Genomic DNA, 23,323 nt, shown 5'->3' with positions numbered 1-23,323 from the left:
TACACTGATGCCATGAACATCGTCTATAACGTCATGGTCTTCCTGCACATCATCGGCGCCGCCATGATTGTCGGCATCTGGATCGGCCAGATGAAGAAGCCCACCGTCCACCCGCGCCAGTTTGACGGCGCAATGCTGCAGCTGATCACGGGCATCATCATGATGGGGCTGATACCGGCCCTGGACATGAACGCCAACTACGCCAAACTCGGCGTCAAGCTTGTCATCGCCCTGATCGTCGGCGTCCTGGCCTTCATTGGCCGCCGCAAGTACAAGAAGGGCGAGCCGATCAGCAAGGGCCTCGCGAACAGCGTTGGCGGCCTGGCACTGCTCAACGTCGCGATCGCGACCCTGTGGCAGTAGCCGGCTGACTGCACCGGCCATGACGGCGCCGCTCCCCCGCCGGGGTGCGGCGCCGCCGTCGTTTAACTGCCGCCGTTAAACCGGCTTGTCAGTCGCCGGCGATGCAGAATTCGTTGCCCTCGGGATCCTGCATGACATCCCAGTGGAAGCCGCCGATGTCATTGCCCTCCACGAACCGGGCACCGAGGGACTCGGCGCGGGCGCGCAACGCCGCAGGGTCGGGCCCATGGATGTCCAGGTGCAGGCGCCGCCTGCCCTCCGTGGGGTCCTGGACCTGCTGGAAGGCCAGCTGCGGGGCTCCGGTGCCGGCGGGTTCCAGCCAGACGAACTGCTCGAAGCGCGAGGAGACCACCGTGCCCAACAAGTCGGCCCAGAACTGGGCCAGGCGCCCGGCGTCGACGGCGTTGACCATAATCGTGGCGATACGCGCCACGGGCGCCCCTGGCACCTGCGCATCTTCGGTAAGTTCCATGACGACACTGTACGGGTCACAATCCTCTGACAGCGGAACCCCCGTGCGGCGGCCGCACAGAATCCCTAGGATTGATCACGGCAGGCTCCGGCACCAGCCGGACCCCTGATTCACAACGACGTCGAGGAGTGGACATGGCTACAACACGCACCGCACACACTGTATGGAATGGCGACCTGATGACAGGCGCCGGCAACACCACCCTGGACAGCTCCGGGCTGGGCAACTTCGACGTCACCTGGAAGGCGCGCGCCGAGGCCGCCGAGGGCAAGACCAGCCCCGAGGAGCTCATTGCGGCAGCGCACTCCGCGTGCTTCTCGATGGCGTTCAGCAACGCCCTGGCCCAGGCCGGCCACACGGCCGAGGAGATCAACACCAAGGCCGACGTGACCTTCCAGCCCGGTACCGGGATCACCGGCAGCCACCTCACCCTGGCCGCGCGCGTCCCCGGCATTTCCGCCGACGATTTCCAGCGGCTGGCCGAGGAAGCCAAGACCGGCTGCCCCGTCTCCGCTGCCCTGACCGGCATCGAGATCACCCTGGACGCCACCCTGGCCTCCTAGCCCGGCCGCAGTAAGACGAAGGCCCCCGCCGCCCTGGATGTCCAGGGTGGCGGGGGCCTTGCCATCTGTCCTGCGCGGACCGTCTGTGCGGGCCGCGCCCGGGAGCGCCTAGGCCTGGCCGGCCTGCCGGCGCGCAGGCAGCGGGGCGGGCCGGACCCGGCGGTAACCCTCGCGCAGCGGCGGACGGTCCGTGGGCAGTTCCTGGATCATTTCCTTCAGCGCCCCGATGCCGTACTCCAGCTGCGGGTCGGTTCCGGCGGCGTAGGCGTGCGGCGGGAAGGTCACCTCGATATCCGGGGTGACGCCGAAGTTTTCCACGCCCCAGCCAACGCCACCGGCGAACCAGGTGGCGTAGCGCGGCTGGGTGACGCCGGTGCCGTCGGCCAGCGCGAAGCGGTTGTCGATCCCGACGACGCCGCCCCAGGTGCGGGTGCCAATGACGGGCCCGATCCCCCGCAGCTTGGAGACCTGCGTGATGATGTCGCCATCGGAGCCCGCGAACTCATCGGTGAGAATGATGACCGGTCCGCGGGGAGCGTGGTGCGGGTACGTCCGCGGCTTTTCCCCGCGCGGCATGCTCCAGCCGGTGACCTTGCGCCCGATGAGTTCGGCCACGAGCTGGGAGGTGTGGCCGCCGCGGTTGCGCCGGACATCGACGATCAGCCCGTCCAGGGCCGTTTCGGTGTCGAGGTCGCGGTGGAGTTGTGCCCAGCCGTTGGCCATCATGTCCGGGATGTGCAGGTAGCCGAACGTCCCGTTCGAGGCTTCCCGGACAGTTCGCCGGTTGCCGGAGACCCATTCCTGGTAGCGCAGGCGCTCCTCGTCCTTGACCGGGACCACGGCCACGCGGCGCTGGGCGCCCGCGGCCGCACCATGGCCGGCGCCATTGCGCAGGGTAAGTTCCACGGCGCGGCCGGCCGCGCCGACCAGTTGCATTGCCGGGGTCCGCGTTTGGGTCAGTTCGACGCCGTCGATCGCCAGCAGGACGTCGCCCGGCTTGGCGTCGGCGCCGGGACGGGTCAGCGGCGAAGTGGCCAGCGGGTCAGAGGACTCCCCCGCGAGGATGCGGGTGATTTCCCACCCCTCGCCGGTGAACCCCAGGTCCGCGCCGAGGCGGCCCTGCGGGCTGCTGCCGTTCTCGACAGCGGCCACGGGCCGGACGTAGGCGTGGGAGGTGCCGAGCTCGCCGTGCAGCTCCCACAGCAGGTCCACCAGGTCGTCATGGGAGCCGAGGCGTTCCACCACCGGGCGGTAGCGGGCGTGGACGGACTCCCAATCCTGGCCGGCCATGTCCTCGGTCCAGAAGAAGTCGCGCTGGAGCCGCCATGCCTCGTCAAAGGCCTGGCCCCACACACTGAGTGGGTCCAGCTGCACCCGGATCCGGCCAAGGTCCACCTTGACCAGCTGGCCGGAGTCCTCATCGGCCTTGGCGGCGGCCGGCGCCACGCGGATCTGCTTGTCCTGGATGAACACGATCTTTTCGCCGTCGCCGGAGAGCCGGTAGCTGTCCAGGGCCTCAACGATCGTGGCGGTGCGGCGCTTGGCCAGGTCGTAGCGGACCAGGCTCGGCGCCGCGCCCTTGTCCTCGAGGCTGGCCCGGCCCTCACCGGTGGTGCCGGCGAGCTCGCTGTCCAGCCAGAGCAGGCCGCCGGCGACGGCGGTGAGTCCGGCGTAGTTGCCTTGCGGCACCGGGACCCCGATGACGCGGTGGGCCAGGCCCTCGGCGTCGACCCGCACGGACGGCACGGGTTTTGCCGCCGGCTGGGGCCCGGACGCAGCACCCGCTGTTCCGGCGGCACCTGCCTCGGCGTCGGCGTCGGCGTGGAGGTCGACGCTCGGGCCGAAGGGCGAAGGTGTGTCGGCGGCGAGGGCGACGAGGTACGGCTTGATCGGGCTCGGGAAGGACAGATCGAAGGAGTGCCCGTCGTAGACCGGGTCGAAACTGCGGTTGGAGAGGAAGGCGAGGTATTTGCCATCCGGGGTGAACGACGGCGACTCGTCGCGGAACCGGCCGTCGGTGACGTCAATGATCGCAGCTCCAGTGCCGCCGTCGATCCGGGTGATCCGGAGCCGGCTGCGGGACCCGAAGGACGTGACCGGCTCGGACCAGCCGAGCCACGCGGAGTCCGGGGACCAGGTGAATCCCTCAATGCTGCCCTCGCCGATGCTGCTCAGCTGGGATATCGTGCCCGTGCGGGTGTCGGCAAGGTAGATATCACCGAACGCCGTGCCGACGGCGAGCCAGCGCCCGTCCGGGCTGGCTTCGATGGCGCTGGTCCGGCTGGGCTTGGGGAAGTCGATCCGCGTCAGCTCATCGGAGGCAGGCGCGGCCTCCACGGCGGCGCCCGCACCGGCCCGGTCGGGCTCGGAGCCGGAGATGGAGCCGGCTGCGTCTGCTGCAGCCGGGTCCGGGACCGCTGCGACCGGGCCGGACACGGAACCGTTTGCAGCGGCGGGGATTGATCCTGCGCCGGTCAGCGCGGCGGCGGACACCGGCTTCGGCAACTGCATGCCTGCGTCCTCGGCGGAAGCAGCGGGCCGGGCCGTTGACTCGGCAGCGGACTGCACGGCCGGCTGCGGGGCCTTCGATGCTGCCGCAGCCGCTCCGGCCAGGGGCGCCGCAATGGCTTTCAGGTACAGGGCCTCGACGCCGTCGTGGTCGGCGACATAGGCGATCCGGCCCTCGCCGAAGGGCCGCGGCAGCCGTGCCCGGACGCCCGGGGTGGCCTCGAGGACGCGGGAAGGGCCGTCCTTGTGCCGCAGCCAGTGGACGGTTCCGTGGGATTCGACGGCACTGGACGCGCCCGTGCGGTCCGGTACGACGTCGCCAAGGTGCTTCGAGGGCTTCAGCGGGGCGGGCCGGCGCGCCTGCGAGGCGGAACCGAGCACAATGTCGAGCTTGACGGCCTCGGCGTCGAGGCTGGGCAGCAGCCAGAGCTCACCGGCCGATTCGAAGATCACGCGTTCGCCGTCGGTCGCGGCGTGGCGGACATAGAAGTCCTCGTGGTCCGTGTGGCGCCGCAGGTCGCTGCCGTTGGGCAGGACGGAATAGAGGTTTCCGTAACCCTCGTGGTCGGACAGGAACGCGATCCGCCCCTTGACCCACAGCGGGTCCGTGAGGTTTCCGTCCAGCGCGGCAGCGAGCCGGACGAATTCACCGTTTCCGTCTGCGTCGATCCACAGCTTGCCGGCGGCGCCGCCGCGGTAGCGCTTCCACCAGGCCGGCTCACGCGAGAGGACACTGGCGAGCACCACAGGGCGTTCATCGCCAACGACGGGGCCGAAGGCCACCGACTCGACCGGGCCGAACGGGAGTTCCTGCGCCCAGCCGCCGGTCACGGGGAGGCTGTAGGCGTGGGTGTGACGGCTGTCGGACTGGCGGAACGCGCTGGTCACCAGGACGTCGCCGTCGGGGGTGAAACCCTTGACCCGGGTGGAAGGGTGGCCGAAGTAGCTCAACTGGCTGTAGCCGCCGCCGTCGACGTTGGCCGTGACGACTTCCGGGGCAGTCCCTTGGACGACGGTCCAGACCAGACGCTTGCCGTCGGGCGTGAAGCGCGGGTTGCGGGCCGGCAATTGCAGGGAGGATACGCGCCAGGCGCGGCCCCCGCCCACGGGTGCAATCCAGACGTCGTCCTCGGCCACAAAGGTGACCAGATCGCCGTGCAGATGCGGGAAACGGAAGTAACTCGAGGGGGTCATCGTTCGATCATAGCCACAACGGTCCTTACGGCCCGGGAGGTTTCGCGGCCGTGCCGGGCATGGTGAGATGGATCATGCGAATCCTTATTGCCGGGGCCTCCGGGCTGATCGGAACTGCCCTTTCGGGTGCACTGCGCAGCGAGGGGCACGACGTCGTCGCCCTGGTCAGGCGTGCCCCTGCGTCCCCAGCCGAGTTCCAGTGGGACCCGGCTGCCGGCCGGATCGACGACACCGCACTGAAGGGCGCGGACGCGGTGGTCAACCTCTCCGGCGCCGGAATCGGCGACCGGCCCTGGACCAAGGCACGGGTCAACGAGCTCCGCGCCTCCCGGCTGGGGGCTACCCGGACCCTCGCGGCCGCCATGGCGCGCACCGACGCGCCGCCCGCCGTGTTCCTGAGCCAGTCGGCCTCCGGTTACTACGGCAACGCCGGTACGGCGGTGCTGCGCGAGAACGCGCCGGCCGGCACCGGCACCCTGTCCCGGATCTGCGTCGACTGGGAGGCTGCGGCGCATGAGGCGCCTGCCGGAGTCCGGGTGGTCACGCCCCGCACCGGTGTCGTCCTGAGCCGTTCCGGCGGCGCACTGGGCCGGCTGTTGCCGCTGCTGCGCCTGGGTGTCGGCGGCCCGCTCGGCGATGGCCGGCAGTTCTGGCCGTGGATCACTCTGCCGGATGTGACCGCCGCCTTTTCCTTCCTTCTCTCGGCGCCCGTGTCCGGGCCGGTCAACGTCTGCGCCCCCGAAGCCGCAGATGTGAATTCCCTGATCACGCAACTGGCCAGGGCGCTGCACCGGCCGGCGGCGCTGCGGGTACCCGCCCCGGTGCTGCGGCTGGTGATGGGCGATCTCGCCGAAGAACTGCTGCTCGCGAGCCAGCGGCTGGAGCCGGCCGTCCTGGCGGAGAACAGCTTCGCCTGGAAGCACCCGTCCCTCGCCGGGGCCGCCGCCTGGGTGGCAGGGCGCGGCTAGCCGCAGCTACTAGCCGTGCAGCGTCGCGTACCTCTGGAGGAAGAGGGCCAGGGACTCTGCCAGGGCCCTGATCTCGCCCGGATCGACGCTCTCATTCGGTGCATGGATCAGGGCGAGTGGCTCCTCGACGCCGAGCAGGATGATCTCCGCGTCCGGGTAGGTGTCGGCGAAGACGTTGCAGAGCGGGATCGATCCCCCTTGCCCCAGGGTTGTCATGGGCGTGCCGTAGGCCTGGGACATCGCGGCGCTCATGGCTTCAAAGGCCGGTCCGCCGACTGCCGCCTGGAATGGCGACCCGATGGCCTCGAGGTCCACCGTGACGGGGACATCCCAGGGCGCGGCCGCCTTGAGGTGGCTGACCAACGCCGTGTGGGCGTCGGCGGCCGCCATGCCCGGCGGGACGCGCAGGTTCAGGCGTGCCGCGGCCCGCGGCACAATCGCCGCCGTCGAGCCGGTCACCGCCGGGCAGTCGATGCCGAGCACGGTGACCGCGGGCCGCGCCCAGAGCATGTCGGACACGGTGCCGTCCCCCAGCAAGGACACTCCCTCCAGGACGCCGGCGTCGGTGCGGAACTGCCCTGGCGGATAGGGCGCACCGGTCCAGGTCTGGGCGTTGTCCAATCCCATGACCGTCGTGTTGCCTTGCCGGTCCCGCAGTGATGCCAGCATGGCGATCAGTGCGGCGAGCGCGTCGGGGGCAGCACCGCCAAACATGCCGGAGTGGAGCTCTGACGCCATCGCCTCCACTGTCACCACGACATTGACCATCCCGCGCAGAGTTACGGTCGCGGCGGGGTGGCCCACGGCGGCGTTGCCGGTGTCGCAGACCAGGATGGTGTCGGCACGGAGCAGGTCCGGGTGGCCGGCGACGAACGCCTCGAGCCCGCCGGTGCCCTGTTCCTCCGACCCCTCGACCACCAGCAACAGGTTCACCGGTACGTCACTGCCGAGTGCCCTCAGTGCGAGCAGGTGGGCGAGGATGTTGCCCTTGCAATCGGCGGCGCCGCGGCCGTACCAGCGGCCGTCCACTTCAGTGAGCTCGAAGGGCGGGGTCCGCCATGCCGAGTCATCGAGGGGTGGCTGGACGTCGTAGTGCGCGTAGAGGAGCACGGTGGGCGCGTCCGGATCGGGTCCGGGCCTGGAGCCCACCACCGCGTCGGAGCCGTCCGGGGTCCGTTCGAGGTGCACATCCGTAAATCCGAGTCCGGCGAACTTGTCCAGCACCCATTGGGCAGCCTTGGCACTCCTCGACGGGAAACTGCCGCGCATCCGCCACCGACCGGATGGCCACAAACTCGGCGAGCTCCTCCCGTGCCGGACCCATCAGATCGGTGATGCGGGCGCGCAGGTCCACGGCTCACGCACCACCCGTGTGGTACGTCTTGAGGTCGTCGATGAACTCCTGGAACTCAGCGAGCTGGTCCGGGCAATAGACCTTGATAATCGCGAGCTCGCCGACGGCGATCCGGGCGTTCCCGATCACCGGCCTGTATCCCGGCCCGGTTGCCCCGTTCGCCAGCTGGCTCAAGAAGGTGGCCCGGCTCAACGCGCTGTTCGGGTTCGCGCAAACGGCACCGCCGTCGTCACCGAGCACCCGAGCTATCTGCTCGCGCGAGGGTGCCGTCCCGCCGGCTGATTCGATCGCCGCGATCAGTTGGTCGGCCTTCGCCAGGGATTGTTGTGTCTCCCTCGCCGACCGGAAATTCAGCAATGCGACGACGGCGAACACCACCAGCAGGATCATGGCAACTATGTAAACGACCGAGCGGCTGCGCCTGGTCGAGGACTCCTGATGCGTGCTCATGACCTAGGTGCCTCCGTCTGAGCGTCTTGCTCCGGCAGCTTCCACGAGGGTTTGCGGAACCTGTAAAAGAGGAACGGCACGAGCAGGCCCAGTCCCAGCGCGCCGCCGGCGACGATCAGGAAATAGACGGCCGGATCGCCGTTGCCAAACTGCGAAGGCGGGACGAACCCGACGAGCAGGGCGGCCAGGGAGGCGGTAAAACCGACGCCGCAGAGCCCAACCAGCATTGGCGCCCGGAAGCCACGCGCGTGGTCCGGGTCGTTGCGGCGCAGCCGGACGGCGGCCACGAACATCAGCAGGTACATGATCAGGTAGACCTGCGTGGTGATCACCGAGAAGATCCAGTACGCGCTGGAAACATCCGGGATCAGCGCGTAGCCAAGCGCGATCACGGTGGTGACGAGCCCCTGGACCACCAGGAGGTTCTGCTGGATGCCGTTCTTGTTCAGTTTCTGCAGGAACGGCGGGAGGTATCCTTCCTCACGCGAGATCAGCAGCAGGCCCTTGGACGGACCGGCCAGCCAGGTCAGCATGCCGCCGAGGGAGGCGGCCACCAGCATGATCCCGAGGATCGGTGTCAGCGCCTGGAGGTTGAAGGAGGCCAGCACCGCGTCAAAGGCCTGCATGACACCGGCTGTGAGGGAGAGTTCATCGGCCGGAACGATCCAACTGATCGCCAGCGCCGGCAGGATGAAGATCAGCAGTACCAGTCCCATGGCCAGGAACATCGACTTCGGATACTCCTTACCCGGGTCCTTCAGCGAGGACACGTGCACAGCGTTCATCTCCATGCCGCTGTAGGACAGGAAGTTATTCACGATCAGCACCAGGCTGGCCAGCCCGGCCCATTCGGGGAAGAAATTCGCCGCGGTCATCGGAGCGGCGGACGGATTGCCCTGGCCGAGGAAGACCACACCCAGGATGACTAGCAGGGCGCCCGGGATCAGGGTGCCGATGATCAGGCCACCGCTGGCCAGGCCCGCCACACCCTTCGTGCCGCGGGATGAGACGTACACGCCGGCCCAGTAGAACACCACGATCACCAAGGCCGTCCACACGCCGCTGCTGGCCAGCGCCGGGTTGAAGACGTAGGCGAGCGTGCTCGCGACGAATCCCAGCAGGGTTGGATAGTAGAAAATCGTCATCGCGAACTGGCACCAGACCGCCAGGAAGCCCATCGGTTTGGAGATTCCGGACGATACCCAGTTGTAGATGCCGCCCTTCCATCCGGAGGCCAGCTCGGCCGACACGAGGGAGGTCGGGAGGAGGAAGACGATCGCGGGAACCACGTAGAGGAAGACTGAGGCGAGGCCGTAGACGGCCATGGTCGGGGCCGCACGGAGACTGGCCACCGAACTCGTGGTCATCAATGCCAGGGCCACCCAGGAGATCCACACGGCCGGTGGTGCCTTCGGCCGGGTCACTGCCTGTTCGCTCACGTGAGCCACACCCTCCAGTGCCCCGTGGTCTGCGCCACGGGCCAGGCGGAGCTAAACCGCCTGGGGCGAGTACTCGTCGGCTTGAACATGCCCACTGCCCCCCTTATCACAGAAAGTGCTCGGTGCCTACAGCATGGACCTAGGAATTAGCAGGGAATAGTCCCCAACTCCCCTATACGTCAGATCGCCGGGGTGCTAATTTGCGCGGTTTCGGGCGCGCTTCCACAGCAAATCGGTGATCAGCGCCAGTGCAAGGATGACCACCAGCGCGGCGGCGGTGGCGGGTTCATTGACGAGCGTGGTTGTGCAGAACACGACGAACGTTCCCAAGGTCGCAATCAGGGCGATGATAAGCACCAAAAGCTTGGCCCCGGTCTCCCGGTACACCTTGAAGTGGGCCATCGTGACCGCGGAGAAAATGAGCAAGGCCACCGCACTTCCAAGCGACGCGATGCTGTTGAGGTTGAACGCCACCACCATCACCGCCGCGAGGCCGGCCATGACCAGCAGCCCAACCGGCACCTGCCTGCGGCCCACGGAGCGGCCGAAGACCGGTGGAAACTGTCCCACCGAGGCGAGATGCCGGGTCATCCCCACGGAAGGATAGAGGCTGGCGTTCACCGCCCCGGAAGTGGAGAGCAGGGCGGTGATCACCATCAGCACATAGCCGAACTGGCCCAGCGTCGGCTTGGCGGCCTCGGCCAGCGCAGTGGCGCCGTAGGCGACGACCTCGTCGGCGGTCAGGGTCCCGAAAACTCCCAGCGAGACGGCGACGTACACCGTCGTGGCGATCGCCAGCGCCAGATACATGGCGCGGGGCAGTTGACGGGACGGGTCAGGCAGATCCTTCGCGGTAAAGGTGATGACGCCGAACCCGAGGAAGGCGAAGAACGTCAACGCCACGCTCGCGATGATCTCGCGGACGCCCGGGTAGCCGGCCGGATCCAGGAGCGCTGGGTTCCAGTTCGCGATCGTGACAATCGCGAACACGGACAGGATGGCCAGCACCATCTTCACGATCACCGACTGGACTCTTGCGACCGCCGTGGAACCGACCGCGTTCAGGACGGTCATGACCAGGATGAGCGCGACCGCGAACACTTTGGCCCAGCCTGGGTCGCGACCGGTCAGGACTGCACTGGCATATCCACCGAAGGACGACGCCACCATTGCCCCCACGATCGCGCCGGTCACGTAGAACAGCCACGAAACGATGCCTGTAGCGTGCCCCTCCCCGAACCCCCGGGCCAGGTAGGCCAGCATGCCCCCGCCCGATGGGTAAGTCGCGCCGAGCTTCGCGAACGAGTACCCCTGTAGGCCGGCGATGGCGCCCGCCACCAGAAAGGACACCCACACAGCCGAGCCGGCGACAGCGCCGGCTGCGCCCAGCAGCGCGAAGATTCCCGCGCCCACCATGGAACCCACCCCGATGAACGCTGCTTGAATGACGGTCATCTGCTTCTTCGGAACCGTGGTCGACATGGCGTCCCTCTCCGGCGTCAGGCTCTCGCTAGCAGCCGTCTCGGTGGGAGGTTACCACCGCGCCCTGAAGCGTGGAACCCTAGCCGGCTCCGGGCCCCGGAGGTAGCACGTCCTGGATCCGCCAGCGCCCGTCGACGGGCACCAGGACCAGGTGAAGCTGCTGTGCGGAGGCGGCGGGTACTTCGGCCACCGTGGCGCCGTTCCCATCGATTTCCCGGTAAGCAGAAGGCTCTGTGGTGATGGCCACCACTGCCCGGGCGGGGCTGCTCTCCGCGGTGGTCTCGATCCGGGTCAGGGAGGTCGAGAATCCGGCCAGGACGTGGCCGGAGGCGCTGAGCTGCGCTTTGATGCGGCCGTCCGAGGCGGCGGCCGCCGAGTCCGGGGCGTTGACGGCATCGAGCAGTCTGAAGTCGCCGGAGCTCAGTGCCAGTGAACGGAGCCGGGCCAGGCCGCGGACCGCCTCCACCGGGTCGGCGGAGGCCAGGAGTGCCTCAAGATCGGGAAGGATGGCGGTGGCCCCGCCGTCGGCGGTGGGGGGCGGCGGCCCGCCAACCGGCCCCTCCGACGGCGCCGCCGGTCCCTCGCGGCCCACGGGACTTCCTGTCTGCACCGGCGCATCGTGGCCGGACACAAACCCTGGAAACAGCCCGGCGACGGCGTCGGAGGCCGGCCCGCCACCGGCCAGCAGCCAGGTGCCGGCCAGCAGGACTGCAGCGGCGAGAGCGGGCAGCAGCGCCCGCTGCGCGGGGGTCCGCCGGAATCCGCGGTGGAGTCCGGCTTTCCGGATAGCGCCTGGGCGCCGGCCCGGGCCAGACTGCACAGCCTTGCGCGTGAGCAGTTGGGGGATGACGGTGGGGTGCACGGAGACCGACAGATCGACGGGCTCCGCCCGGGCGCTGCGGTAGACCAGAGCGGCAAACTCCGCCGCCGGGGGACGCTCCCGGCGCTCCCCGCCCAGCCCCGCTTCGAGGGCGGCAACCAACGCTGCCGGCACCTCCGGGACCAGCAGGCTCAGCGGTGGACGATGCGGGCCGGGCTCGGGGGCCCGTCCGGTGAGGCAATACCAGCCCAGGGCGGCCAGGGAGTAAATGTCGCGTTCGGGCTGCAGCCCGGCCCGCACAGCGTCCGACGGGGCGGGATCCTGGAATCCTGCTGTGCCCTCTTCGGCGACCGGAGCGGCGTCGGCCACCATTCGCGCGACGCCGAGATCGGCCAGCAGCGGTTTGCCGTCAGCCGTGAAGAGCACGTTGCCGGGGGCCACATCACCGTGGGTGAAGCCTTGGCCGTGAAGGTATGCCAGGGCCTGCGCGATGGGAGTCAGGACCGTCACCGTTTCGCCGGGACCCAGGCGTCCCCGGCTTCCCACGAGCGTCGCCAGCGAGCCGCCGGGTGCGTAGTCCAGCGCAAGCCCGAGGCCGCTGCCGCCAGAGTCGTGAACCGGCAGGCGCACCACTGCGTGCACGCGAAGCAGGTGGCTGTGTGCCAGGGCGGAGAGGATCCGGACTTCGCGCCGCATGACGTCCCCGGCCTCGGATTCTTCCGGTGCGGCGCGGTCGGCATCGAAGCATTTCAGGGCGAACTCGCGGCCCGTTGACTGTTCGGTCACCAGCCAGACCGTGGCGCTGCCGCCGCGCCCCAGCAGCCGTCCGACGTCGTAACCGGGAACCTGGGGGGCCGCACCGGCGGCCGGCGGGAGATCTTCCATACCCAAGGAATAGTCGATTGCGCGGAATCGTGCAGAAGTTATCCACAGGCATGAGAGCTTAAGCACACAAACGGGAGGTGGGTGCGGCGGGGTCTAAGCTTGATGCCATGACTCTTGAGTTCAAACAGCTGGGTCTCGCCCCGGACTTCGTCGATTACACGCGCGGATGGGACATCCAGCGCGAATTGCATGAAAAGGTCCTCGCGGGCACCGCGCCCAGCACTGTACTGCTGCTCGAACACGCCGCGGTTTACACCGCAGGCAAGCGCACCGAAGACCACGAACGGCCCTTTGACGGAACTCCCGTTGTGGCCGTGGACCGCGGCGGCAAGCTGACGTGGCACGGCCCCGGCCAGCTCATTGGCTACCCCATCATCAAACTGAAGAACAAGGCTGGCATCCGCGACTACGTGGAGCGGCTGGAAGCGGTCATCATCGCCGTCCTGGCGGACTACGGCATCGCCGCCGTCCGGATCAAGGGCCGCGCTGGCGTGTGGATCGAACAGGACGAAAAGGGTCCGGACCGCAAGATCGCGGCCATCGGCATCCGCGTCCACGAAGGTGTCACCATGCATGGCTTCGCGATCAACTGCAACAACGATCTCGCCCCCTACGGCCAGATCATCGCCTGCGGGATCAGCGACGCCGGAGTCACCACGATCGCCCAGGAACTTGGCAGGGACGTCACCCCGGCGGACCTCATGTCGCGGATCACCGAAGAACTGCGCAAGAATGAACAAGCCCTAGTTGCAACCCCAGAAGGAGCTCTACTGTGACACTGGCACCAGAAGGCCGGAAGATGCTGCGCATTGAGCAGCGAAACGCGGCCACACCGGTGGAACGGAAGCCGGAATGGATCAAGGCCAAGGTCCAGATGGGCCCGGAGTTCGTCCAGCTCAAAAACCTCGTCAAGAAGGAAGGCCTCCACACCGTGTGTGAAGAGGCCGGCTGCCCCAACATCTTCGAATGCTGGGAAGACAAGGAAGCCACCTTCCTGATCGGCGGCTCCGAATGCACCCGGCGCTGCGACTTCTGCCAGATCGACACCGGCAAGCCCTCGCCCGTGGACATGTTCGAGCCCACCAAGGTGGCCCGCTCGGTCCAGGCCATGGCGCTGCGCTACGCCACCGTCACCGGCGTGGCCCGCGACGACCTCGCCGACGAGGGCGTCTGGCTCTACGCCGAGACGGTCCGCAAGATCCACGAACTGAACCCGGGCACCGGCGTCGAACTGCTGATCCCCGATTTCTCCGGCAAGCCCGAGCACATCGCGGCGATCTGCGACTCCAAGCCCGAGGTCTTCGCCCACAACGTCGAAACCGTGCCCCGGATCTTCAAGCGGATCCGCCCGGCGTTCCGCTACGAGCGCTCCCTGGACGTCATCACCCAGGGCCGCAAGCTCGGCATGGTGACCAAGTCGAACCTGATCCTGGGCATGGGCGAGACCCGCGAGGAAATCTCCGAGGCGCTGCGGGACCTGCACGAGGCCGGCTGCGACCTGATCACCATCACCCAATACCTGCGCCCCTCCGAACGGCACCTGCCGGTGGACCGCTGGGTCAAGCCGCAGGAATTCGTCGACCTGCAGCACGAAGCCGACGAGATCGGCTTCCTGGGCGTCATGTCCGGGCCCCTGGTGCGTTCCTCCTACCGCGCCGGCCGGCTCTGGGCCACCGCGATGCGCAAGAAGGGCTGGGAAATCCCGGCCGAACTCGCACACATCGAAAGCTCCGGAAGCACCCGCCAGGAAGCCAGCTCGCTGCTCGCGGCACATTCCTGAACCCTGCTCTGACACCCTTCCACTTAAGGGCCGGCACCGGATGACTCTGGTGCCGGCCCTTGGCCGTCCATCACGTAGAATTAAGGAACTATGGCGAATTCCCCTGATCCCAGCAACTCCAGCCCGGCTTCCGAAGCTCCGAAGCGCGGTCTTTTCTCCCGTAAGCCCAAGGAAGCAAAGGTCAAGAAGCCGAGCCGGCTGAAGCAGATCGGCGAGGTCTTCCAGATGACCCGCCGCCACGATCCCATGGTTCCGTGGCTCATGTTGCTGGCGTTCCTGGGTGTTGTTGCCCTCAGCCTGCTGGTCGGTTTCCTGCTCGACAACTGGATCACCGGCCTGATCATCGGCATCGCCCTGGGCGCCCTTGCGGCCACGCTGATCCTGTCCCGCCGTGCCGAGCGCGCCGCGTTCGCGCAGATCGAGAACCAGCCCGGCGCGTCAGGTGCCGCGCTGGGCACGCTCAAGCGCGGCTGGATCACCGAGGACCAGCCCGTCGCCGTGAACCCCCGCACGCAGGATGCCGTCTTCCGCGCCATCGGCCGTCCCGGCGTCGTGCTCGTCAGCGAAGGCCCCAGCAACCGGGTCAAGCCGCTGGTCGACGCCGAGCGCAAGCGCCTTGCGCGCATCCTCCCCAACGTCACCATCCACGTGATCGAAAGCGGCCGCGGCGAGGGCCAGGTGCCGCTCAGTCAGATCGCCAGGAAAATGAACAAACTCAAGGGCGAACTGACCAAGACCGAGGTCAGCGCCGTGTCGAAGCGCATTTCCTCGCTTGGCGGCCGCCTGCCCATCCCGAAGGGCATCGATCCCTACAAGGCCCGTCCGACCCGCGGACGCTAGGCGGGCGGCAGTACCGCACCGCATGATGGAATTGCCCGCAGTACAGAATCGCCCCGGTTCACGGCCCCCTCAGGCCGCCAGCCGGGGCGTTTCTCTTACTGCCCGACGTCGGCCCGCCCGGCGCCGGGCCACCGGACCCGGGACAACGGACGCGGGGTGCCGGACAAAGCGACACCGGACGCGAGGTACCGGACAAAGCGACACCGGACACCGCGAAAACGGACGCAAGAACTCAGGAGATACGCATGAAACTTCCCTCGACCGCCACGATGATCCGCATCTTCCGGGGGCTGGCGATCGCCGAAGCGTTCAGCTGGGCCGCGCTGTTGCTCGGCATGGTGCTCAAATGGATCACCAGGACGACGGAACTCGGCGTGGAGATTGCCGGTCCGATCCACGGGGCGTTCTTCATCGGCTACGCGATTGCGGCACTGAGCCTGTGGGCAATGCTCCGCTGGCCGTTCCGGGTTGCCTTGCTCTCAGGGCTCTCCGCCGTCTTCCCCTTCGCGACGGTGTGGTTTGAGCGCTGGGCCGGCCGCCACGGATACCTGACGGAACGGTCGGGAGAGGCTGCGCCGACGCCGGCCCAGGAGACGGCGGGGGTCTAGTCCGCCGAGGACCTCGGGTTTCTGTGCGCCCCGGCACCATCGCTGTGCCCATCTGACGCACATGGCCGCAATGCGGGGCGGTTAGCGGCCATTCGTGGCCAACGGACGGGGGGCCGCCGCGCAACGGGGAGGTCAGCGGCCGTTCGTGGCAACCGGACGGGGGGGCCGCCGCGCCCTGACACCATCGCTGTGCCCAACTGACGCACATGGCCGCAATGCGGGGGAGGTTAGCGGCCATTTGTGGCAAACGGACGGGGGCCCGCCGCGCCTGGTTGCCTGGCGCCGCCGTCGCGCATCCGGCCGCGGGTTGCTACATCCGGACGAGCACCGTATTCATGGCCTTGTCGTGGAGGCCGCGCTGGTCCGGGTCGAAGATGACGGCAGGGATAACGAGGCACAGCAGCAGAGTGCGCACCAGGGCCGCGAGCGGACCCGCCGGGCCGCCGCCCAACCGGACCACGTGGATTCCCACGATCCGGTGGCCGATGCCGTAGCCGAGGGTGCCGATCAGCAGGATCTGCTCGATGGCAAACACGGCAAGCGTGGCCCAGGAGTCGCCGCCGAAGGCGAAATTGCTGATCAACATCGCGATGCCCCAGTCAATGCAGATCGCCAGGATGCGCCGGCCGGCACGGGCGATCGACCCTGCCCCGGACTCGGGCAGCCCGAGCCGCTCCCCCGGGTACCTGGAGATGCCGGATGTGTCCGGCCCGGTGAGCCATGAACCGATGTCTTTGCGATCAACCACCCTCCAAGCTTATCGGCTCTGGCCTGTCCATAGTGTGGGAGGTAGGGTGTCACATTGTGGACCAGATAGGCCACAGTGTGGACTGGCGACTAGCGTTTACGTGTCAGGACATTCTGTAACCTCCCCGAAACAATGCGGACACTGCGGGGAAATCCCTTGTCCTTAGGGTGGTAACAGTTGCTAGCGACTGCGAAGCGGGGAAGCTTTTTTGCCTTCTCCGCTGTTGGACTGCGCTGGACAAATGTGCCTGACGGCCAGATCTTTCATATGCGTAAGGAGCATAGATGTTCAAGACTGCGGACGAAGTCCTCAAGTTCATCAAGGACGAAGACATCAAATTCGTCGATATCCGCTTCACCGATCTCCCGGGCGTTCAGCAGCACTTCAACGTGCCTGCCAAGAGCGTTGACGCCGACTTCTTCGTCAACGGCCAGCTTTTCGACGGATCTTCGATCCGCGGCTTCCAGGGCATCGCCGAGTCTGACATGCAGCTCATCCCGGACGTCACGACGGCGTTCATCGACACGTTCCGCATGGAGAAGACCCTTGCACTGAACTTCTCGATCGTGAACCCGCGTACCGGTGACCCGTACCACCGCGATCCCCGCGGCGTGGCCGAGAAGGCGGAGGCCTACCTGGCTTCGACCGGCATTGCCGACACCGCTTTCTTCGCTCCCGAGGCCGAGTTCTTCGTCTTCGACAACGTCCAGTACCAGTCTTCCCCGCAGGGCAGCTTCTACAAGATCGACTCCGAGGAAGCACACTGGAATTCGGGCCGTGAGGAAGAGGGCGGAAACCTCGGCTACAAGACCCCGGTCAAGGGCGGATACTTCCCGGTCTCCCCCACCGACAAGCAGGCCGACCTGCGCGACGCTATGTGCGTTGCCCTGGACGAGGCCGGCCTTGAGGTCGAGCGCAGCCACCACGAAGTCGGCTCCGCCGGCCAGGCTGAAATCAACTACAAGTTCACCACCCTGACCCACGCGGCTGATGACCTGCAGAAGTTCAAGTACGTCATCAAGAACACCGCCGATGCCTGGGGCAAGTCCGTGACCTTCATGCCGAAGCCTGTCTTCGGTGACAACGGCTCGGGCATGCACTGCCACCAGTCGCTGTGGACCGGCGGCGAGCCGCTGTTCTACGACGAGAAGGGCTACGCCGGCCTGTCCGACACCGCCCGCTGGTACATCGGTGGCCTGCTGAAGCACTCCTCCGCTGTCCTGGCCTTCACCAACCCGACGGTGAACTCCTACCGCCGCCTGGTCAAGGGTTTCGAAGCCCCGGTCAACATGGTTTACTCGCAGGGCAACCGCTCCGCCGGTATCCGTATCCCGATCACGGGGTCCAATCCGAAGGCCAAGCGCATCGAGTTCCGCGCGCCGGACCCCTCCTCCAACCCGTACCTGGCGTTCGCTGCCCAGCTGATGGCCGGCATCGACGGCATCCGTAACCGGATCGAACCCCCGGCTCCGATCGACAAGGACCTCTACGAGCTCCCGGCCGAAGAAGCCAAGGACATCCCCAAGGCTCCGGGCACCCTCGAGGAGGCCCTGGATGCACTGGCCGAGGACAACGAGTTCCTGCAGGCCGGCGGCGTCTTCACCCAGGACCTGATCGACACCTGGATCGAGTACAAGTACGAGAACGAGATCCGTCCGCTTTCGCTGCGCCCGAACCCGTACGAGTTCGAGCTCTACTACGGCGTCTAGTTAGATAAGCGGCCCGACACTGTTCGTCCGCAACAGTTCCAGTATAAAAAGGCCGGTCACGGGTTCATCCCGTGGCCGGCCTTCTGGTTCAGCGCTTTCCAGCACCTCAGCGCTTTCCGTACTTCTTGTGCACGGCCTGCTTGCTGACGCCAAGGCACACCGCAATGGCCTCCCAGGACAGTCCGGCCTGCCGGGCACGCAGCACTACTTCGGTTTCCGTGCGCGCCAGTTCTTTGTGGAGTTCCGCCACGGCGTAGAGCGCCTCGGCCGGCCCTTTGCCGTCCATGGAACCTATCAATGTCTGCATGAAGCACCTCCGGCGTCAACTTTAGTTGACAACCGGGAGAGGCGTCAACCCTGGTTGACGGCAAGAAGCCGGCGCAATTCCCCTACGGGATCGGGGATCTCCGGTCCGTGGGAAAAGAGCATCCTGTCCGGCTCCAGCAAGCTCAGTCTCAGAAGCGACTCTTCGGCCCGCGCAGAGTCCGCTGTAAACTGCTCCGGCGCCCGTCTCATCACACCTCCTGCTGTCCCCACAGCGTCCCCTACGAAAAGCATTCCGTCGTCGTGCAGCAAGCTGATGTGTCCTGCGGTATGGCCAGGCGTCTGCACGATCTGAATATCGCGGACCCTGTCACGTTCCACGAGCGGGCGCAGCGGCACCGCGGAAGGAATCTGGGAAACGTCCGCCGCGCCCGCCCAGATCGCTGCCAACGGGCTCCGTTCCACGACTTCGCCGAGGCCGCCGACATGGTCCGGATGCCAATGGGTGAGGACGACGTCGGTGATGTCACTCCATGCTGCTCCGACACGGTCCAAGGCCGCCGCAATCGCATCCTCGCTGCCCTTGAGGCCCGTATCGATCAACAGCAATCCCCCAGTGTGCGGCACAAGGAAACAGCGTACGTCCATCGTCAACTCAACGGGCCCTGCCAGCCCGGCGGGGATGTGGAGCTCCTGGATGACCGGTTCTACCTGCATCTGTGAGTGACCCATCATGCACCTTTCCAGCGGCTGGTCTTGGTTCAATACTGCGGCACGCATCGTCCCAGTCAAGATGCGCTTTCGGTCAGAATGCCCGGTACATGATGCGTTGCAGGCCGGCGTCGCCGCCTTCGTAGCGGCCGCGGTCCTCGAATCCGGCCTTGCGGTATGCGGCTCGGCCGCCAGGGTTCAGTTCGTTGACGGAGAGTACGACGCCGGCCTGGCCGCTGCCGAGGTCCGCCGTCAGTTTGGCGGCCTCCCGCACGGCGGCCTCCGCGGCGAGGGTGCCGAGGCCCTTGCCCTGCTGCCGCCGGTCGATCAGGAAGCCCCGCAGGAGCCAGGCCGTGTGGTCCTCTGGCCAGCCCGCGAGGGTCGCCGCCCCAGTCTGGAGCGTCAGGACTCCCACGGCGGCCCCGTTTTCATCCACGGCGAACGGGTGCCGGGACTCTTCCTCGAGCCCGATCAGCATCATCCGCAGCGGGTCCCCCACCAACTTCTGCTGCCCAGCGCCGAGCTCCAGCAGCGCGATCTCCCCAAGCTTGATGGCCCGGGCGTCGTCGTCGAGGTTCTTTAAAGGCAGCAGCCATACATGTCCAGACATGTAGACAGCGTACCCGCGCCGGCGGCGCCCGCCGCCTCAAGGAAAGGGGCTACAGCGCAGCGTCCTTGGGCGGTCCGGCCGGATCCATCCAGAAGACTTCCCAGAGGTGTCCGTCCGGGTCCTGGAAGCTGTGCGTGTACATGAAGCCGTAGTCCTGGGCCTCCTCCGATGCCGTGCCCCCGGAGGTCAGGGCGGTACGGATGACCTCGTCAACGGCTTCGCGGCTCTCCAGCGAGAAGGACATGATGACCTCGGCGGTGCCGGCCGTAGCGGCGACGGACTTCGAGGTGAAGGTCTTGAAGTAGGACTCGACGAGCAGCATCACGTACGCGCCGTCGTTGACGATCATGCAGGTGGCGTTCTCATCGGTGAAGTCGGGGTTGAAGGAAAATCCCAGCGCCGTGAAGAATTCAACGGTCTTATCCAGATTCCGGACGGGAAGGTTCACAAAAAGTTGCCTGGCCATTGGCCAAAGGTAGCACCGCCCGCAGCATGTGTCAGTAGGCCCTGTCAGCAGCCGGCAGGCCGCCGCCGGGCGCTATTGGCCGTAGAAGACCCGCTCGAAGACCGCCCGGGCGCGCCGGCTCAACCGCAGGTAGTCCTCCTCCAGCGCCGCGGCGTTGCCTTGTCCGTAGCCGCACCAGCGGGCCACCGCCTCAAGGTCGCGGCGGGAGGAGGGCAGCAGGTCCGAGGGCCGGCCGGTCCAGATGACGTTGGCCGAACGGATCCGGCTCGCCAGCCGCCAGGCCCGGAGGAGGATGACGGTGTCCCCCGCGTCCATCAGGTCCAGGGCCGCGGCCGCCTCGAGCGCGTCCACCGTGGACGTGGTCCGCAGCTCCGGATGCCGGCCGGCGTGCCGGAGCTGGAGCAGCTGGGCCAGCCACTCGACGTCACTCAACCCGCCCCGGCCAAGCTTCAGGTGACGGGCGGGATCGGCGCCGCGCGGCAGGCGCTCCGCCTCGACCCTGGCCTTGACCCGCCGCACCTCCCGGACGTCCTGGTCAGACAAAGACCCGGGGTACCGGATGGTGTCGATCAGCGCCACGAAATCCTCGGCCAGGGCGTCGTCGCCGGCCATGGGGCGCGCCCGCAGCAACGCCTGGGACTCCCAGACCAGGGACCACCGGCGGTAGTACTCGGCATAAGACTCCAGGGACCGCACCATGGGCCCGCTCTTGCCTTCGGGGCGCAGGTCCGCGTCCACCGCGAGTACCCGCTCGGCCAGGATCGCCGGTCTGAGCGGCTGGGTCAGCAGGCTGGAGAGCTTGCCCACGATCTGCAGGGCCTGAGCCTGTGCCTCCTCTTCCGGCACGCCGGGGAGTCCGCGGTGGACATACATGACGTCGGCGTCCGAGCCGTAGCCGATCTCCCGACCGCCCTGACGGCCCATCGCAACCACCAGCACGTGGGTCTTCAGCGGTTCCCCGGCGGTGATGATTGTCTCCGCCACGCGCAGGGCCCCCAGCACGGCGGCCCGGTCCGTATCGGCGAGGGCTTCCCCCACCTGGTCCTGGTCCAGCAGTCCGGCGCTGTCCGCGATGGCGACCCGGAGGATCTCCCGGCGCCGGATCAGCCGGATCAGCCGCATGGCGCTCTCCGGGTCCGCGTGCCGGGACATCTTCGAGGTGATTTCAAGCCATTGGGATTCGAAGCTGAGCGGCACCAGTTCCTTGTCCGTGCCCAGCCACGCCACTGATTCGGGCGAAACCTCCAGCAGGTCCGCGATCAGCCGGGAGTTGGCGAGCACGTGGCAGAGACGCTCGGCCGCGGCCGTCGAATCCCGGAGCATGCCCAGGTACCAGTGCGTTGTGCCGAGGGCCTCGCTGACCCGCCGGAAGGCGAGCAGCCCGGCGTCGGGGTCCACGCCGTCGGCGAGCCAGTCCAGCAGGATGGGCAGGAGCTGGCGCTGGAGTGCCGCGCGCCGGCTCACGCCGGCGGTAAGGGCCTCGATGTGCCGCATGGCGCCGGGGGGATCGAGGTAACCGAGGGCGGCGAGGCGGCCCTGGGCGGCTTCCGGGGTCAGGCGAGCCTCTTCGCTGCTCAGTGTGGCGACAGTATTGAGCAGGGGGCGGTAGAAGATTCGTTCGTGGAGTTCCCGCACGGAGCGCTTGGTTTTTCGCCATGCGGCGACCAGGGCGTCCGGCTTGGGCCGCTCGGCGGAGAACGGTCCCAGGACCGCCTTGGCGAGGGAACGCAACGACGCTTCGTTCACCGGCATGAGGTGCGTCCGGCGCAGCTGGAACAGCTGGATCCGGTGTTCGAGCAGCCGCAGGTAGCGGTAGTCGCGGTCGAACTCCGCGGCGTCGGAGCGGCCGATATACCCGCCGGCGGAGAGCGCGGCGATGGCCGAGGTGGTGTCCCGGCAGCGCAAGGATTCATCCGACTTGCCGTGCACGAGCTGCAGCAGCTGGACGGTGAATTCGACGTCGCGCAGCCCGCCGCGGCCCAGCTTGATCTGCCGCTGTTCCTCATCGGCCGGAATATGCTCGGTGACGCGGCGGCGCATGGCGCGGACGGATTCGACAAAGCCCTCCCGGCCGGCCGAAGACCAGATCAGGGGCGTCAGGGCTGCCTCGTAGCGGGCCCCCAGGACGGTGTCGCCGGCGATGGTCCGGGCCTTCAGGAGGGCCTGGAATTCCCAGCTCTCGGCCCAGCGCGCGTAATAGCTCTCGTGCGAGGCGAGGGTCCGGACCAGCGGCCCCGACTTGCCCTCGGGCCGGAGGTTCGCATCGACTTCCCACAGCCCGGGTTCGCGGCTCGTGGACATGATCGCGCGCGAGATCCCGGAGGCGAGGACGGTGCCGATGGTCGTGGCCCGGGTCTCCTCCAGCGCGCCGGACTCGATCACGTAGATGACGTCGACGTCGGAAATGTAGTTCAGTTCGCGGGCACCGCACTTGCCCATGCCGATCACGGCGAGGCCGACGTCGGCCACCTCCGCGGCGTCGAACTTCTCCGCCGCCTCGGCCCGGGACACGGCGAGGGCCGCCTCGAGGGCGGCGCCGGCGAGATCCGCCAGTTCCGCACCAGCGGCCGGCATGAAGTCCAGCGGATCGGCCGCGCACAGGTCCTTGATGGCCAGCTCCACGAGCCCGCGCCGGTAGGCGGTGCGCAGGGCAGCGTAGGCTTCCTGACCGCTGAGGGCCGCCACCGGCCGGGCAGACTTGGGATCGGCCCGCACCGACTGCAGCAGGCGCGTCCGCAGGGCCACGGCGTCCGCGGGCATCGGTTCCGGACTGACCCGGACGTCGAAGGCATCGAGGTGTTCGGGGTGGCGGATGAGGAACTCGCCCAGCGCCTCGGAGGCCCCCAGGACCCGGTACAGCGGTTCGCTGCTTTCCGGGTCTGCGACGGCAAGCTTGCGCAGCTCCGGGTGCTTCTCGATCAGCCGGACCAGGGACTGCAGGGCCGTGTCGGGGTTGGCCGCCAGCTGCAGCCCCGCAAAGAGGGCATCCTGGTCGAGTCCCTCCAGCTCCCGGGCCGCCAGGAACCGCTCGCCCTTGTCGAGATCGCTGAAGCCGGCGGCAATGAGGCGTCGTGCCAGGCTCATCGGGG

Annotated in this window: 21 protein-coding genes; 8 read left to right on the top strand and 13 right to left on the bottom strand. The window is 67.7% G+C overall.

Annotation, left to right across the window (positions count from 1 at the left end; translation table 11 throughout):
• Positions 1 to 12: 12 nt before the first annotated feature.
• The gene (locus tag AC1DKN_RS05040; protein WP_018772389.1) at positions 13 to 363 is read left to right on the top strand and encodes a hypothetical protein; all 351 of its coding nucleotides are present in this window, start codon (positions 13 to 15) and stop codon (positions 361 to 363) included.
• A gap of 88 nt (positions 364 to 451) precedes the next feature.
• Here the strand turns inward: AC1DKN_RS05040 and AC1DKN_RS05035 are convergent, their stop codons facing one another.
• A complete protein-coding gene (locus AC1DKN_RS05035; RefSeq protein ID WP_476870598.1) occupies positions 452 to 835 on the bottom strand; it encodes a VOC family protein in 384 nt (127 codons plus the stop codon).
• A gap of 134 nt (positions 836 to 969) precedes the next feature.
• Here AC1DKN_RS05035 and AC1DKN_RS05030 point away from each other — a divergent pair, with 134 nt between their 5' ends.
• The gene (locus AC1DKN_RS05030) at positions 970 to 1,398 is read left to right on the top strand and encodes an OsmC family protein (RefSeq protein WP_026266249.1); all 429 of its coding nucleotides are present in this window, start codon (positions 970 to 972) and stop codon (positions 1,396 to 1,398) included.
• A 108-nt stretch (positions 1,399 to 1,506) separates the two neighbouring features.
• Here AC1DKN_RS05030 and AC1DKN_RS05025 read toward each other — a convergent pair whose 3' ends face one another.
• On the bottom strand, positions 1,507 to 5,100 hold the full coding sequence (locus tag AC1DKN_RS05025; protein WP_476870597.1) for a S41 family peptidase: 3,594 nt from the start codon (positions 5,098 to 5,100) through the stop codon (positions 1,507 to 1,509).
• Positions 5,101 to 5,174: 74 nt separating this feature from the next.
• On the opposite strand from AC1DKN_RS05025, the gene AC1DKN_RS05020 reads away from it, so the two are divergent.
• Positions 5,175 to 6,068, top strand: coding sequence for a TIGR01777 family oxidoreductase (locus AC1DKN_RS05020; protein WP_476870596.1), 894 nt, complete (start codon positions 5,175 to 5,177; stop codon positions 6,066 to 6,068).
• Between the two features lie 9 nt (positions 6,069 to 6,077).
• Here AC1DKN_RS05020 and AC1DKN_RS05015 read toward each other — a convergent pair whose 3' ends face one another.
• The 5 genes from AC1DKN_RS05015 to AC1DKN_RS04995 form a co-directional block, all read right to left on the bottom strand.
• A complete protein-coding gene (locus tag AC1DKN_RS05015) occupies positions 6,078 to 7,337 on the bottom strand; it encodes a M20/M25/M40 family metallo-hydrolase (RefSeq protein ID WP_476870595.1) in 1,260 nt (419 codons plus the stop codon).
• An 88-nt stretch (positions 7,338 to 7,425) separates the two neighbouring features.
• A complete protein-coding gene (locus AC1DKN_RS05010; RefSeq protein WP_476870594.1) occupies positions 7,426 to 7,872 on the bottom strand; it encodes a hypothetical protein in 447 nt (148 codons plus the stop codon).
• Positions 7,869 to 9,311, bottom strand: a complete 1,443-nt coding sequence (gadC, locus tag AC1DKN_RS05005; protein ID WP_476870593.1) for a glutamate/gamma-aminobutyrate antiporter GadC — start codon at positions 9,309 to 9,311, stop codon at positions 7,869 to 7,871. Before gadC ends, AC1DKN_RS05010 begins: the two co-directional genes overlap by 4 nt.
• A gap of 195 nt (positions 9,312 to 9,506) precedes the next feature.
• A complete protein-coding gene (locus tag AC1DKN_RS05000) occupies positions 9,507 to 10,793 on the bottom strand; it encodes an APC family permease (RefSeq protein WP_476859831.1) in 1,287 nt (428 codons plus the stop codon).
• Between the two features lie 79 nt (positions 10,794 to 10,872).
• Positions 10,873 to 12,498, bottom strand: a complete 1,626-nt coding sequence (locus AC1DKN_RS04995; RefSeq protein ID WP_476870592.1) for a serine/threonine-protein kinase — start codon at positions 12,496 to 12,498, stop codon at positions 10,873 to 10,875.
• 107 nt (positions 12,499 to 12,605) lie between these two features.
• Here AC1DKN_RS04995 and lipB point away from each other — a divergent pair, with 107 nt between their 5' ends.
• The 4 genes from lipB (at position 12,606) to AC1DKN_RS04975 (ending at position 15,726) form a co-directional block, all read left to right on the top strand.
• Complete coding sequence (gene lipB / locus AC1DKN_RS04990; RefSeq protein ID WP_230007918.1) at positions 12,606 to 13,274, top strand: lipoyl(octanoyl) transferase LipB; 669 nt, start codon at positions 12,606 to 12,608, stop codon at positions 13,272 to 13,274.
• Complete coding sequence (gene lipA / locus AC1DKN_RS04985) at positions 13,271 to 14,278, top strand: lipoyl synthase (protein ID WP_476870591.1); 1,008 nt, start codon at positions 13,271 to 13,273, stop codon at positions 14,276 to 14,278. Before lipB ends, lipA begins: the two co-directional genes overlap by 4 nt.
• Positions 14,279 to 14,368: 90 nt before the next feature.
• Positions 14,369 to 15,118, top strand: a complete 750-nt coding sequence (locus AC1DKN_RS04980) for a DUF4191 domain-containing protein (RefSeq protein WP_476870590.1) — start codon at positions 14,369 to 14,371, stop codon at positions 15,116 to 15,118.
• Positions 15,119 to 15,363: 245 nt separating this feature from the next.
• Positions 15,364 to 15,726: a DUF3817 domain-containing protein gene (locus tag AC1DKN_RS04975; protein ID WP_476870589.1), complete on the top strand. Its 363-nt coding sequence runs from the start codon at positions 15,364 to 15,366 to the stop codon at positions 15,724 to 15,726.
• 310 nt (positions 15,727 to 16,036) lie between these two features.
• Here the strand turns inward: AC1DKN_RS04975 and AC1DKN_RS04970 are convergent, their stop codons facing one another.
• Entirely contained in the window at positions 16,037 to 16,474 is a 438-nt protein-coding gene (locus tag AC1DKN_RS04970; protein WP_476870588.1) for an RDD family protein, read from the bottom strand.
• A gap of 284 nt (positions 16,475 to 16,758) precedes the next feature.
• Between AC1DKN_RS04970 and glnA the strand changes: the two genes are divergently transcribed.
• On the top strand, positions 16,759 to 18,183 hold the full coding sequence (glnA, locus tag AC1DKN_RS04965) for a type I glutamate--ammonia ligase (protein WP_018772378.1): 1,425 nt from the start codon (positions 16,759 to 16,761) through the stop codon (positions 18,181 to 18,183).
• 106 nt (positions 18,184 to 18,289) lie between these two features.
• Here the strand turns inward: glnA and AC1DKN_RS04960 are convergent, their stop codons facing one another.
• From AC1DKN_RS04960 to AC1DKN_RS04940, 5 genes are all read right to left on the bottom strand, one after another.
• On the bottom strand, positions 18,290 to 18,490 hold the full coding sequence (locus AC1DKN_RS04960; protein WP_079553982.1) for a transcriptional regulator: 201 nt from the start codon (positions 18,488 to 18,490) through the stop codon (positions 18,290 to 18,292).
• A gap of 44 nt (positions 18,491 to 18,534) precedes the next feature.
• Positions 18,535 to 19,182 carry an MBL fold metallo-hydrolase gene (locus AC1DKN_RS04955; RefSeq protein WP_476870587.1) on the bottom strand — a complete coding sequence of 216 codons (648 nt, stop codon included), beginning with the start codon at positions 19,180 to 19,182 and terminating at the stop codon, positions 18,535 to 18,537.
• A 70-nt stretch (positions 19,183 to 19,252) separates the two neighbouring features.
• Positions 19,253 to 19,768, bottom strand: coding sequence for a GNAT family N-acetyltransferase (locus AC1DKN_RS04950; protein ID WP_476870586.1), 516 nt, complete (start codon positions 19,766 to 19,768; stop codon positions 19,253 to 19,255).
• A 49-nt stretch (positions 19,769 to 19,817) separates the two neighbouring features.
• Entirely contained in the window at positions 19,818 to 20,234 is a 417-nt protein-coding gene (locus tag AC1DKN_RS04945) for a VOC family protein (RefSeq protein ID WP_026266248.1), read from the bottom strand.
• Between the two features lie 72 nt (positions 20,235 to 20,306).
• On the bottom strand, positions 20,307 to 23,318 hold the full coding sequence (locus AC1DKN_RS04940; RefSeq protein WP_476870585.1) for a bifunctional [glutamine synthetase] adenylyltransferase/[glutamine synthetase]-adenylyl-L-tyrosine phosphorylase: 3,012 nt from the start codon (positions 23,316 to 23,318) through the stop codon (positions 20,307 to 20,309).
• Positions 23,319 to 23,323 lie beyond the last annotated feature (5 nt).

This window comes from Arthrobacter sp. 01N444, assembly GCF_056399305.1.
The sequence above is the reverse complement of the archived record's forward strand: the minus strand, read 5'-3'. Positions and strand labels throughout refer to the sequence as shown.